Source organism: Streptomyces sp. NPDC002566 (genome assembly GCF_042889585.1).
Taxonomy (GTDB): domain Bacteria; phylum Actinomycetota; class Actinomycetes; order Streptomycetales; family Streptomycetaceae; genus Streptomyces.
Window position 1 is genome coordinate 179,170 of the sequence record NZ_JBIARD010000002.1, and the last position, 12,315, is coordinate 191,484.

A 12,315-nucleotide genomic window follows, 5' to 3' on the forward strand; every position below is an offset into this window, starting at 1 on the left:
CCGTCGTGCGAGGGAGTCCGCCAAAATGCCCGTGTGCACGGGCTGTTCACAGTCCGGCGTCGAACTCGGGCTTGGCGACGATGATCCGCCACCGGCGGTGTTCCTCGGTCAGTGTCGATTCCACCGCGAGGGCGAGGGCGCGGAAGGCGGCGCCGCGGTCCTCGGCGGTGTGGTCGGCGATGAGCCGGCGCAACGTGTTCTCGTGGCCGAGGAGTTCCTGGCGGGTCTCGCGGTACGACACGGAGAGCCGCTGGAAGGCGAGCAGGTTCTGCACCGCGAGCACGCTGTTGCACAGGGGCGGCAGTCCCGCCGCGAGCAGCGCGATGACCAGTGACACCGTCGGACGTGCGGTTCCGGGGGCCAGGGTGAGGAAGACGGCGTAGCCGAGGGCGACGGCGACCGCGGTGACGACGGTGCCCTTGGCGACGGCGCCGAACCTGAGCTCGGCGCGGTCGCATTTGTCGGCGGCGAGCCGGAAGTAGCGGGCCTGACGGCGGATGCGGTGGTCGAGGTAGGTGCGCATCCGTTCGACGGTGTCGGCGTCGGCGGGGCCGGGGCGCCGCCAGACCTCGTCGCGCCAGTGCCGCTCACTGCCGTCGTCGTCGCGGTGGCGCAGGTACAGGAGTTGGTCGAGCCGGGCGGGGTCGGAGGCGGCGATGAGGCTGAGCCGGGCGTCCCGTGTCCGTGGCACGTCGTCGGGGGCCAGGCCTAGGTAGGGGCCGGCCTGCGCCACGATGAGGAACATCTCGCGGCGGAACAGCTCGGTCCTGGTCCGGCTGACCACCCACGGGCGGGAGGGCTCCTGTCGTCTCCACACTGTCCAGATCATCGCGAGCAGCAGCAGGACCTCCGCGAGGACGAAGCCGCGGCCCAGGTCGCCGCCCTGCGGGAGCAGCACGGTCTGCACCGTCAAGAACGTCACCGCGAGGGCGGGCAGCACGGCGAGGCGGATGCCGGTGGCACGGTAGCGTCCCTGCAGGTCGACCGGTTGATGGGCGTTCAGGGTTCCGGCGGCGGGGCGACGGATCACTCCGGGGTGGTCGAGGGGGCGGCGCACCTGCGGCGGCGGGGTCCACGCCTCGCCCGAGGAGGCGTCGGCACGGCGGCGCCGGCGGTGGGCCCACTCGCGGCCGAGCAGGTAACCGCTGTCCAGCACCACCAGCAGCCACAGGGCGCCGAGCACCGGCGCGCCCACGACCAGCGCGGGTGTCCCGGTCGACGCCGCCGCCGTGCTCCAGGCGGCGGTGACCGCCGTGGTCGCTGCGACACCTGCGGCCCGCCCCGCGTTCGGCATGCTCCGATCCCTCCTGAAGGCAGCGAGGCGACGTTAGCGGCAACCGAGGCCTCTCAGGGGGCTGTTCGGCGCTGAAGGCACGAGGCGGCGGGGCCTCGACAGTCATGGGCCGGCCTGTCTCGGGTCGAGGGCCGTGCCTGGCCCGTCGGGTGGGGGGACGGGGACGGCGCGTACGCTCGGGCGCATGGCTGAGCATCGAATGGTCGACGTGAACGGAGTGCGGCTGCACGTGGTCGAGGAGGGCGAGGGGCCGCTGGTGGTCCTTCTGCACGGCTTTCCCGAGTCGTGGCACTCCTGGCGGCATCAGCTGGGGCCGCTGGCCGACGCCGGCTTCCGTGTCGTCGCCCCGGACCAGCGTGGCTACGGGCGCAGCGACGCTCCGGCCGACGTAGAGGCGTACACCATCCTGCATCTGGTCGGCGACGTGGTCGGGCTGATCCGGGCCCTGGGCGAGGAGACGGCGTACGTCGTCGGGCATGACTGGGGGGCGCCGGTCGCCTGGCACACGGCGCTGCTGCGGCCGGACATGGTGCGGGGCGTGGCCGGTCTGAGCGTGCCGCCGCCGTCCCGGGGCGCGGAGCCTCCGCTGGTCTCCATGGAGAAGCAGTTCGACGGCCGTTTCTACTGGAACTACTTCGCCCGTCCCGGTGTCGCCGACGCCGAGTTCGCCGCGGACACCCGCACCACGCTGCGCAAGTTCCTCTACTCGGCCTCCGGTGACGTCCCCGGCGAGATCAAGCAGCCGCTGGTCGATCCCGGGCGGGGCTGGCTGTCGGCCATGCCCGATCCGCAGGTGCTGCCGCCGTGGCTCACCGAGGACGACCTCGACGCCCTCACCGAGAGCTTCTCGCGGGGCTTCACGGGAGCCCTCAACTGGTACCGCAACCTCGACCGCAACTGGGAGCTGACCGCGCCCTGGGACGGCGCCGCCGTCACCCCGCCCGCGCTCTACGTGTACGGCGACCGCGATCCCGTGCCCGCTTTCCCCGGCACGCCCGAGTTCATCGCGACCCTCGCCGACCGCATGCCCAACCTGCACCGCCCGCCCGTCGAGCTGGCCGGCTGCGGGCACTGGACCCAGCAGGAACGGCCGGACGAGGTGAACGAAGTCCTCGTCGACTTCCTGCGCGCCTGTTCCTGACCCGGCCCGTTCCGGGCGGGACGCCGCTTTCCTCAGCCGGCGGGGGTTCCGGGTCGCGGCGGGGGTTTCACCAGGCCGCTCTGGTAGGCGATCACGACGAGCTGGGCGCGGTCGCGGGCGTGCAGCTTGGTCATGGACCGCTGGATGTGGCTGCGGACGGTCAGCGGGCTCAGCACGAGCCGGTCGGCGATCTCCGCGTTGGACATGCCGTGCGCGGCGAGGGCCGTCACCTCGCGTTCGCGGTCGGTCAGGGCTTTGACGGCCTCGGGCAGGGTGAGGAAGCCGTCGGTGTCCGGGGTGGCCAGGAAGCGGGTGATGAGCGCTCGGGTGGCGGCGGGTGAGAGGAGGGAGTCGCCGGCCGCGACGGTGCGGATGCTCGACAGCAGTTCCTCGGGGCGGACTCCCTTGCCGAGGAAGCCGCTCGCGCCGGCGCGCAGGGCCTTGGCGACGTTCTCGTCGTTCTCGAACGTGGTGAGGATGAGGATGTGGGTGTCCGACAGCTCGGGCCGGGCGCAGATGTCGGCGGTGGCCGCGACTCCGTCGAGGTGGGGCATGCGGATGTCCATGAGGACCACGTCGGGGCGGTGCGCGGCGGTGAGTTCGACGGCTTCGCGTCCGTCGGCGGCCTCCGCGACCACGGACATGTCGTCGACGGAGTCGATGAGGATGCGGAAGGTGGCCCGCAGCAGGGTCTGGTCGTCGGCGAGCAGGACGCGGACAGTCATGGGGCGGGGCTTTCGTCGTTTCCGGGGAGCGCGGGATCGTCGCCGCCGGTGAGGGGCAGGGTGCAGGCGACCTGGAAGCCGCCCTGCGGCCGGTGGCCGGCGTGGAAGGTGCCGCCCGCGGCCGTCGCGCGTTCGCGCATGCCGAGGAGGCCGAAGCCGCCGCCGGTGGAGCGGCGTGGGGCGGCGGGCCGGCCGGGCGGGGTGTCGTTGGTGACGGTGAGGGTCAGACAGCGGCGGGTGTAGGCGAGGCGGACGTGCGCGGTGCGGGTGGCGGCGTGCTTGCTGACGTTGGTGAGTGCTTCCTGGAGGATCCGGTAGGCCGTGAGGTCGAGCACGGGGGTGAGCGGGTGCGGCCGTCCGTCGGTGGTGACGGTCACCTCCAGTCCGGCCGCCGCGCAGGCGGCGACCAGGTCGGGCACCTGCTCCAGGCCCGGCGCGGGGGCCAGTTCGTCGCCGGGGTCGCTGTCGTGGCGCAGGAGTCCCACGGTGGCCTTGAGTTCGCGCAGGGCCGCCGCCGTCGACTCGGGGAGCCTGGCGACGATCTCGAAGGCCTTCTCGGGGTCGGTGCGGGAGAGGTGGGCGGCGGCGCCGGCCTGGGCGTCGGCCAGGGTCAGATGGTGGGCGACGACGTCGTGGAGTTCCCGTGCGATGCGCATGCGTTCCTGGACGACCCGGTGGCGTGCCTCTTCCTCGCGCTCACGGGCGGCGTGCTCGGCGCGGGCGACGGCGTACTCGCGGCGTACGCGGACGTAGGCGCCGAGGGCGGCCGACAGCAGCACCCAGGCCGCGGGGTTGACGACGACGAGCACGACGGAGTCGTGGTAGGAGCCGAGGGACAGGCCGGCGACGATCATGCCGGCGGTGGCCGCGGCGGCCGCGTTCCAGCTGGTCCGGCGAGCGGTGCGCACGCTGACGGCGTACTGGGCGGCGAGGAGCGGGAGCATCATCCCGGGCGTCAGGAGGTAGCCGAGGACGCCCTGCGCCATCACGCATACGAGGGTGACGGCGAGGACGGGGAGGGGGTGCTCGCGGCGCCGGAGGAGGGCGGCGCAAGCCGCGACGGCGAGGGCGACGCCGGGCCACAGGGCGGGCGCCACGGGCATCAGCCCCCGGGTGAGGAGGGCGCTGGCGACGGTGGCGGCCGGCAGCAGGACCGAGGCGGCGACCGCGACGGCTGTGGGCCGGGTGGCTGTCCTGCGCTGCCAGTATGTGCTCATCACGCTCCGAGACGGTTCCCAGGGCAGGGTACCGGTGCGTGCGGGAGCCGCGGCGCCGTCGTCGCCGGCGCCGCGGCCGAGGGGCGGGGTCCGCATCAGACGCGGGCCGGTTCCTGGCGCGTGTGCTCGCCGCCCGCCTGCCCGGTGTCGTGCGTGCCGGGCGCGGTGAGGCCGGCGCCCTCGACGTCGACGCGGGGCAGCAGCCGGTCGAGCGGGCCCGGCAGCCACCAGGCCTTGTCGCCGAGCAGGGCCAGTACGGCCGGCACCAGCGCCATCCGTACGACGAAGGCGTCGAACAGCACGGCGACGGCGAGCCCGAAGCCGATCGTCTTGATCATGGACTCGGCGGCGCCGATGAACCCGGAGAACACCGCGATCATGATGACCGCAGCGGCGGCGACGACCCGGGCGCTGTGCCGGAAGCCGGAGACGACCGCCTGGGGAGCCCGGTCGCCGTGGACGTAGGCCTCCCGCATGCGGGCGACGAGGAACACCTCGTAGTCCATGGCCAGTCCGAACACGATGCCCACCAGGAAGATCGGCATCAGGCTCATGATCGGGCCGGGCTGCTCCACGCCGAGCAGGCCCGCGCCCCAGCCCCACTGGAACACGGCGACGACCGCGCCGAGCGCCGCCAGCACCGACAGCAGGAACCCGAAGGCCGCCTTGACCGGCACGAGCACGGAGCGGAAGACCACCAGCAGCAGGATCAGGGCCAGCGCGATGATCACCGTCAGGTAGGGCACGAGGGCGTCCTTCAGGGCCTGCGCCACGTCGATGTTCATCGCGGTGCTGCCGGTGACCTCGAAGGTCGCTCCCGTCCGCTGTTCCAGAGCGGTGCGCTCCGAACGGATGGACTTCACCAGGTTCTTGGTGTCCTCGGTGTTCGGGCCGGCGCTCGGGACCGCGGAGAACAGCGCGGTGTCGCCGTCGGGGTTGAACCGCGCGGGAGAGACGGACACGACCCCGCGCGTGGCCCCGATCTGTTCGGCTATCTCGCCCGCCGCGGACTTGGGGTCCGCCGCGCCCTCGGCGTCGACCACGATCGTCAGCGGGCCGTTGAAGCCGGCGCCGAAGCCGTCCGCGAGCGCGTCGTAGGCGCGTCGTTCGGTGGAGGAGACCGGCTTGGACTCGGCGCCCGGCATGCCCATCTCCAACCCTGAGACGGGCAGTGCGAGGGCGCCCAGGCCCGCGACGCACACGACGAGGACGGTCAGGGGGCGGCGGAGCACGAAACGGGCCCACCGGGAACCGGCGTTGTCGGTACCGCCGCCGGCCGCACCGTCAACGGTGCTGCCCCGCTTGCGGGTTGCGCGTGAGAGCACGGCGTTCGGCCACATGCCGAGCAGGGCCGGGACCAGGGTCAGGGCGATGAGTACGGCGACGACCACGGCGGCCGCCGCGCACAGGCCCATCTTGGTGAGCATCGGCACGCCCACCACCGACAGGCCCGCCAGCGCGATGACCACGGTCAGACCGGCGAAGACCACGGCCGAGCCGGCGGTGCCGGCGGCGAGACCGGCCGCCTCACGCGGTTCGTGGCCGTTGGCGCGCTCCTCCCGGTAGCGGGAGACCACGAACAGGGCGTAGTCGATGCCGACGGCCAGCCCGAGCATCGAGGCCAGCGTGCCGGTGGTCATGGAGAGCCCGAAGACGCTGCCCAAGGCCATGATCGCGGCCATGCTGACGCCGACGCCGACGACGGCGGTGAGCAGCGGCAGACCGGCGGCCGCGAGCGATCCGAACGTGATCAGCAGGACGACGGCGGCCAGGGCGATGCCGATGGCCTCGGCGGAGCCGCCCGCCTCCGGCTGCTCGGCGAGCGCGTCACCGCCGACCTCGACGGTGAGGCCGCCTTCACGGACCTTGTCGACGGCCGTCTCCAGCGACGACTTGTCGGCGTCGGTGAGATCGCCGGCTTTCACCTTGAAGTTGACCGTGGCGTAGGCGGTGGAGCCGTCCCCGCTGACCGCACCCGCCTTGAACGGGCTGACGGCACCGGCGACTTGGGGTTCGCCGGCGGCCTTCGCCACGAGCGCGTCGATGGCGGCGCGATGGCCGGGCGCGGTCACCTTCTCGCCGCCGGGGGCGACGAACACCAGGCGCGCGGAGGCGCCCTTTGCGTCCGTGCCGGGGAAACGCTCCCCGATGAGGTCGAACGCCTTCTGCGCCTCGATGCCGGGCATGAAGGACGTGCCGTCGTCGGAGGCCGCGGGGGCCTTGGCGGCGCCGAGGCCGACGGCGCCGAGGACCACGGCCCACAAAAGCGCTGTGAGCCAACGCCGCCGAAAGGCGGTCCGGCCCAACCGGTAGAGGAAGGTAGCCACGAGAAACGGGTCTCCAGGTCTGGTTCGGGTGGATCACCAGCCTGGCCGGGAGGGGCGCGTCGGGGCATCGTGCCCGTGCTGGCAGTCCGGCTTGATGCCGCTGCACGAGGCCACCGGTTCGGGTCGTCCCTGAGGAGGAGTCGCGGGTACGACGTGGGGTGGACATCGTTCTGCGCGCCGGGCCGTCGTCCGCCGTGCGCGGGTGCGTCTGTGGCCCGCACGGGTCCGCGCGGGCCACAGGCGTCCGGTTCACGTCAGTCGGCGCCGCGGACGGCCAGCACGCCGCAGACGCTGGTCACACTCTCACACTCGGCGTTTCCGGCGGCCGGCACGGTGCGGGTGCCGGGGACCCCTTCGACGTCGAAGACCGTGCTCCCCGCACTGGTCGAGGTGAGGTCCACCGGAAGCTCCTCGTCGGTCCAGGCGTGGCCGTCCCAGCGGGAGAGCAGCGTATGGCTGCTGCTGCCCTGGGGCGCCCAGCCGGCGCCCCACACGTTCCCCGATCCCTCCACGCCCGGGGACGGTCCTGACCGTCCAGCGCCGGCCGCCGAAGCGGTAGACGGTGATCCTGGCCGGCGGCTGGGGATCGGGCGGAGAACCGGGAAAAACGGCGCGGGCGGCGCTCGCGTGGTGTGCGCGGGCGCCGCCCGGGGCGACGTGAACGGCGAGGAAAGCGAAGGAACTTGTTTCGTTACAGGAAGTGAGAAGGAAGCCCCTTCATGGCCTCGCCGTGGGGCAACGCTAGCACTCAGGCGGGGATCACGTCGCGCAGGTTTTCGAGGGTGATGACCCGGGAGTCCGGGTGGAGCCCTTCGGGGCGTTCGAGACCGATGTAGGTGACGGGCTCGTCCGGGACCTGCCCGCCGTCCCACAGGTCGACGGTCGTGGTGGCGTCGGACATCAGATCGACCAGGTGCCGTACGGTGAGCTGCTCGCGTTCCACGACGGCGCGCACGACCTTGGACACCGACGCCTGGTTCTCCTCTACCCGGTTGGCCGCGGAGACGCCCCTCAGGTACAGGTGCAGCCACTTCGCGCGCCAGCGGCCGTCGTCCTCGCGCCGGAACACCAGCGGCAGCGCCACTCGGCCCACTCCGCGCAGCTCCGACTTCATCCGCACCGTGCGCGGCTCGAAGGGCCGGCCCTTCTGCTCGCCGTCGCGGAGCATGAAGCCGAAGAAGGACTCCTCCACGTCGTCGAAGCTCTCACCGGCGTAGATGTTGACCTGCGGGGCGATGAAGGTGCTGCGTACGCGGTCCAGGGTCAGGTCGATGAACTCGGAGGCGCCGTCGGGCGCTTCGGTGACGTCACCCGAGTGTGTGCCCCCGACCGTCTTGAGGGAGGTGTAGGAGAGCCAGGAGTCGGTGCTGTAGTCGGAGTGCAGCAGCAGTGCCGAGAGGTCGAAGTCGGTCCGGTGCTCGCTCTCCTTCCAGTACACGAAGAAGCGCAGCTTCTCGCCGTCGACCGCCGAGGTGGAGCCGCGCGGCAGGACCCCGAGCCCGGCCGCCGTCGCCCGGCCGCTCAGCGGGAGCGCCACGTCGAGGACGCCGGGGTCGAGCAGCAGCCGGCCCGGCGTCGGGAGGCGGCGGCGGGTCTCCGCGTCGAGGGCGGCGATCAGTCGGTCGCGGTCGGCGGCCGGCACCGGCCGCCGGGAGTCGGGGGCGACCCAGGCGCGGCCGCGGCGGTTGACGAAGATGCGGGGCTCGGCGGTCTCCCGCTCCCGGTTGTGGAAGTGCTCGCGCACCGACAGCACGACCCGGCCGGATACTTCCGGCGCGACCTCGATCGCGGCGGCCACCACGGCGTCCCGCTCCTGCTGGTCGGCGGCGAGGCGCAGCAGGTGGTCCAGGGCGCGGAACAGCTTGCCCGGCGCGGACGTGAGCAGCCGCACCGCGCCGGGCACGTCGGCGTCGTCGAGCAGCTTCTCGACGCGGCCGTCGAAGGACCGCGCCTCCTTCTCGCCCCGCGCCACGGCGAACACGTCGGCGGCGTGCGGCCAGCGCGGGTACTCGTGCGGGTGGAGGCGCTCGCCGAGCCGCTTGAAGGGCTCGCGGTGCAGGTGGACGTCGGCCAGCTTGGCGGGGTTCGCGGCGACCACGGTGTCGAGGGCGGCGAGCAGCGCACGCCGGACCGGCCGGGGCAGGGCGCAGAACCGGGTGGGCTCCTGCAGGGTCACGTCGCCGCCCGACAGTGCGCAGGCGAGCCTCAGCACGTCGGTGACGGTGTCGAGCATGAGGTCCCCGCCGGCCTGCAGCCGGGCCGCGTTGACGACCGCCCTGTTCTCCCGGACGGGGATCGACTGCGGCTGAGGGCCGAGCGCGAACCGTCCGGCGAGGGTCGCGAGGTCGAGCAGGTCCTCGTCGCCCAGCGGGGTGGTGCTGCCCGCCAACGCCAGGTACAGGTCGCTGAGTTCGTCGTCCAGGTCGCCGCCGAGGTGCAGTACGGTCACCCGGTCGCCCGCCGCGGCGATCAGCTCGTCCTGCGCCGCGAGCATCTCCTCGTAGGTGTGCTGGTAGCGGCCGTACGTGGGCAGGCTGAGCAGGTCGAGGACGCCGTGCGCGAGTTGCGTCAGCACGTTCGCGCGCGACTTCTCGTCGGCCAGTGCCTTCGCGACGCACCGCATCCAGAACTCTTCGGTGTCCGGCACGTTGGCCGGGAAGTCGATGAAGTACGTGTTGTGCCGGACGTGGTCGCCGACCATCTCGCGCACGTTGGCCAGCGTCCGCTTGGCGGTGTACAGGACCGCGGCCTCGGACAGCCCCGACAGCCGCCGCAACAGCTCCGCCGAGAGCTTGAAGCCGACGGAGGTCAGCGCGGCGTCGAACTGCCGCGCGGCGGCGCTTCCTTGGCCGGCGGAGCCCTTGGGGGACGGAAGGCGGTGAGTGTGCCGGATGACCAGCGATTCGAGACTGTGCGCCATTCGGGGATGATCGCAGAGGTGTACGAGCCGGCGCACAGGGGTTTTTCCGCCCGTGGACACGCCGTTCAGCGACCTCCGGGACGCGCGGCGAAGGCGTCGAGGAGGGCGAAGGTGCGGGCGGGCTGTTCGAGGTGGGGCAAGTGGCCTGCTTCGGGGACGACTTCGAAGTGGGCGTCGACGAGCGACGCGGCGTACTCCTTGCCGTAGGCCGGGGTGGCGATGCGGTCGCTCTCCCCCCATAGGACGAGGGTCGGGACGGTGAGAGTCGCGAGGCGGGGGCGCAGGGTGGGGTCGCTCATGGCGGGGCCGCCGGAGAAGACGCGCAGGGCGGCCATGTTGGCCCGGATGACGGCGAGCCGTTCGGCCGGGACGCTCGCGGGGTCGACGTAGAAGCGGTCGGAGTCGTGGTAGGCGTACTCGGCGACGCCGCGCGCGTCGAGGGCGAAGAAGTCGCGGATCGGTTCGCCGTCGACCTCGATGCCGACCGCGTTCATGAGCACGAGCCCGCTGATGAGGCCTTCGGTGTCGGCCGCCGCCAACTCGGCGGCGATCCAGCCTCCGAGGGAGGAGCCGACGACGAGGACGTCGGTCAGGCGGCGGTCGCGGAGGAGGCGGAGGTAGGCGGCGGCGAGGTCGGCGACGGTGGCGCAGTCGTCGGGCCGGGGGGTGCCGTTCCAGCCCGGGTGGGTGGGCAGCAGGGTGGGGGCGGTCGCGGAGAAGTGCTCGGCGATCGCCGCGACGGTGTCGGGGCCTCCGCCGCCGTGCAGGACGAGGACGGGGCGGCCGGTGGTGGGGCCGGAGGAGGTGAGCGTCAGTTCGGAAGTCATGACCCGACTCTAACTAAGGATGTTTATATAAACAAGCTTGGTCAGGGTGTTAGTCTGGGGTCATGGCCGTTCACCTGCAGATCCTCGGGAGGGCCGTGAAGGCCGCCCAGTACCGCCAGCACCGAGCGCTCGACAGCCGCCTCGCGTCGGTCGGCAGCACACTCGCGCAGTGGGACGCGCTGCGCGCGATCGGCTGGACGCCTGGCGCGAGCGCGCGGGAGTTGGCGGCGGCGACGTTCCAGAGCGAGCAGGCCTTCGGCACGCTCGCCGGCCGGCTGGTCGCGCAGGGGCTCGTCGACCGGCGCCCGGGACACGGCCGCCGCATCGAGCACCACCTCACCGCTGAGGGGCAGCGGGTGCTGACGGCGGGACACGAGGTGGCGGACTCGGTGCTGGCGGAGTGCTTCGAGGGGCTGGAGGAGGCCGAGCGGGAGGCGCTGTTGGGGCTGCTGCGGAAGCTGGAGGGGTAGCCGGCGGGGGCGGCGGACGGCGGGGGCGTTGACCCGCTGAGGGTTGCCCGTCGGACCGGCCGGTCCGCCTCCATGCCTGTCGGTGGGGCTCGCGAAAACCTGTGGAACGGTGTGGCTGTGCGGCACTACCGTGCTGCCGCACCTCCAAGTCGTCGAGTCGAAGGCCGGCCGTTGTACACCCTGTGAGATTTCCCGAGCGCTGATCTGTCGCGCGTCGCGCCCATCGTGCGCCGCGCTCCTTTCTGCTGCGGTCTTCTCACTGAAACCGGTGTACTTCTGTGCTCAACACCTGGGTGGTCATGCCCACCTGTCTTCCGCTCGTCATCCGCCGTTGCCACACGTGCGCGTCCATGCGCTTCCGGGCGAGCGGCAAGTTCCGCGTCAACGCGAACCACAAGCTCCTCGACGCCTGGCTCCTCGTGCTCTGCACCGGGTGCGGGGAAACGGCGAAGCTGACGGTCCTGGAGCGGATGAACGTGCGCTCCTTCCGACCCGAGCTGCTGGAGCGTATGCACGCCAACGACCTCGGTCTGACAGCCGAGTTGCTTCAGGACCCGGTCCTGCTGCGCCGCAATCGCGTCGCCCTCGACTGGGACGACGCCTGGCGTCTCGACACCGGCGGACGGGATCACCTGGACCGCGAGGTGATCGACGTATCGGTCCGCTTCACGGCGCGCATTCCTGTCCGGCCGGTGCGGCTCATCGCTGAAGGGTGCGGTCTGTCGCGGGCCGAGGTGGAGCGACTGATCGCGGAGGAGAAGCTCGTGTCGGCGGTCCGCCTGCGGGGCAAGCTCGCCGGCGACTTCGGCTTCACGCTCAAACGCTGAGCTCACCCCTCGACGCGCCGCATGCCTGTCCGGTGCGGACCACCGGGCAGGCATGACCACATGGGCGCGGCTCAGTCGTCGACGGGGTCCAGGCGAACGGGGTCGGCGCTGCCGAGGTAGAGCATGCATCCCGCGTCCTCGTCCTCCAGAAACCAGTGCTGCCCACCGGAGACGGTCCGGTGGGCAGCACTGTTCTCAGGCGTCCTGGGCGCCCTGCTCGAAGAAGGAGCCCTTCTTCAGCCTCTCGTAGGCGGGTTCGGCTCTCGCCATCCACGCGTCCACGTCAGCCGCCATCGAGGGGAACCTCTCCTTGAGCGGTTCCGCCAGCTCGGCGATCGCCTCCCAGGAATCGGCCAGGTACGTCTCGTTCTCCAAGCCGATCGCGACGGCCACGCGGAACTGGTCGTCCGACCTCAGCCACCGTTTGGCCACCTCGATGATGCGCGCCACGTCGTCGGCGTCGATGATCCACGACATGGAGAGGAGCTGCTCGGAGACATAACCCGGAACGACGTTGGGCGCCCTGTGATCGACCAGGAAGTCCATGACGTCTTCCACTTGCATGAA

General features: G+C 72.1%; 11 protein-coding genes. 3 read left to right on the plus strand and 8 right to left on the minus strand.

Features of this window, described 5'->3' with window-relative positions; translation table 11 throughout:
- Positions 1-46: 46 nt before the first annotated feature.
- A complete protein-coding gene (locus ACFYXA_RS08115) occupies positions 47-1,294 on the minus strand; it encodes a hypothetical protein (protein ID WP_389029572.1) in 1,248 nt (415 codons plus the stop codon).
- Between the two features lie 199 nt (positions 1,295-1,493).
- On the opposite strand from ACFYXA_RS08115, the gene ACFYXA_RS08120 reads away from it, so the two are divergent.
- Positions 1,494-2,435, plus strand: a complete 942-nt coding sequence (locus tag ACFYXA_RS08120; protein WP_389031607.1) for an alpha/beta fold hydrolase — start codon at positions 1,494-1,496, stop codon at positions 2,433-2,435.
- 32 nt (positions 2,436-2,467) lie between these two features.
- Here the strand turns inward: ACFYXA_RS08120 and ACFYXA_RS08125 are convergent, their stop codons facing one another.
- From ACFYXA_RS08125 to ACFYXA_RS08150, 6 genes are all read right to left on the minus strand, one after another.
- Complete coding sequence (locus ACFYXA_RS08125) at positions 2,468-3,160, minus strand: response regulator (RefSeq protein WP_389029575.1); 693 nt, start codon at positions 3,158-3,160, stop codon at positions 2,468-2,470.
- Positions 3,157-4,377 (minus strand): sensor histidine kinase, encoded by a 1,221-nt coding sequence (locus tag ACFYXA_RS08130; protein ID WP_389031610.1) that lies wholly within the window; start codon positions 4,375-4,377, stop codon positions 3,157-3,159. Before ACFYXA_RS08130 ends, ACFYXA_RS08125 begins: the two co-directional genes overlap by 4 nt.
- 95 nt (positions 4,378-4,472) lie before the next feature.
- Positions 4,473-6,704: an MMPL family transporter gene (locus ACFYXA_RS08135; RefSeq protein WP_389029578.1), complete on the minus strand. Its 2,232-nt coding sequence runs from the start codon at positions 6,702-6,704 to the stop codon at positions 4,473-4,475.
- Positions 6,705-6,958: 254 nt separating this feature from the next.
- Positions 6,959-7,216, minus strand: coding sequence for a hypothetical protein (locus tag ACFYXA_RS08140; RefSeq protein ID WP_389029581.1), 258 nt, complete (start codon positions 7,214-7,216; stop codon positions 6,959-6,961).
- A gap of 236 nt (positions 7,217-7,452) precedes the next feature.
- Positions 7,453-9,624: a TerD family protein gene (locus ACFYXA_RS08145; protein ID WP_389029584.1), complete on the minus strand. Its 2,172-nt coding sequence runs from the start codon at positions 9,622-9,624 to the stop codon at positions 7,453-7,455.
- Positions 9,625-9,689: 65 nt separating this feature from the next.
- Entirely contained in the window at positions 9,690-10,451 is a 762-nt protein-coding gene (locus ACFYXA_RS08150) for an alpha/beta fold hydrolase (RefSeq protein ID WP_389029587.1), read from the minus strand.
- 62 nt (positions 10,452-10,513) lie between these two features.
- Between ACFYXA_RS08150 and ACFYXA_RS08155 the strand changes: the two genes are divergently transcribed.
- Entirely contained in the window at positions 10,514-10,921 is a 408-nt protein-coding gene (locus ACFYXA_RS08155) for a MarR family winged helix-turn-helix transcriptional regulator (protein WP_389029590.1), read from the plus strand.
- Between the two features lie 299 nt (positions 10,922-11,220).
- Positions 11,221-11,748 (plus strand): DUF1062 domain-containing protein, encoded by a 528-nt coding sequence (locus ACFYXA_RS08160; protein WP_389029593.1) that lies wholly within the window; start codon positions 11,221-11,223, stop codon positions 11,746-11,748.
- Positions 11,749-11,943: 195 nt separating this feature from the next.
- Here ACFYXA_RS08160 and ACFYXA_RS08165 read toward each other — a convergent pair whose 3' ends face one another.
- A complete protein-coding gene (locus ACFYXA_RS08165; protein ID WP_389029596.1) occupies positions 11,944-12,312 on the minus strand; it encodes a hypothetical protein in 369 nt (122 codons plus the stop codon).
- Positions 12,313-12,315 lie beyond the last annotated feature (3 nt).

Excerpts from the sequence above, each read along its gene's own strand:
- ACFYXA_RS08160 (WP_389029593.1), top strand. The coding sequence starts at position 11,221 with ATGCCCACCTGTCTTCCGCTCGTCATCCGCCGTTGCCACACGTGCGCG.
- ACFYXA_RS08120 (WP_389031607.1), top strand. The coding sequence starts at position 1,494 with ATGGTCGACGTGAACGGAGTGCGGCTGCACGTGGTCGAGGAGGGCGAG.
- ACFYXA_RS08130 (WP_389031610.1), bottom strand. The coding sequence starts at position 4,377 with ATGAGCACATACTGGCAGCGCAGGACAGCCACCCGGCCCACAGCCGTC.
- ACFYXA_RS08150 (WP_389029587.1), bottom strand. The coding sequence starts at position 10,451 with ATGACTTCCGAACTGACGCTCACCTCCTCCGGCCCCACCACCGGCCGC.
- ACFYXA_RS08145 (WP_389029584.1), bottom strand. The coding sequence starts at position 9,624 with ATGGCGCACAGTCTCGAATCGCTGGTCATCCGGCACACTCACCGCCTT.
- ACFYXA_RS08165 (WP_389029596.1), bottom strand. The coding sequence starts at position 12,312 with ATGCAAGTGGAAGACGTCATGGACTTCCTGGTCGATCACAGGGCGCCC.
- ACFYXA_RS08125 (WP_389029575.1), bottom strand. The coding sequence starts at position 3,160 with ATGACTGTCCGCGTCCTGCTCGCCGACGACCAGACCCTGCTGCGGGCC.
- ACFYXA_RS08155 (WP_389029590.1), top strand. The coding sequence starts at position 10,514 with ATGGCCGTTCACCTGCAGATCCTCGGGAGGGCCGTGAAGGCCGCCCAG.
- ACFYXA_RS08115 (WP_389029572.1), bottom strand. The coding sequence starts at position 1,294 with ATGCCGAACGCGGGGCGGGCCGCAGGTGTCGCAGCGACCACGGCGGTC.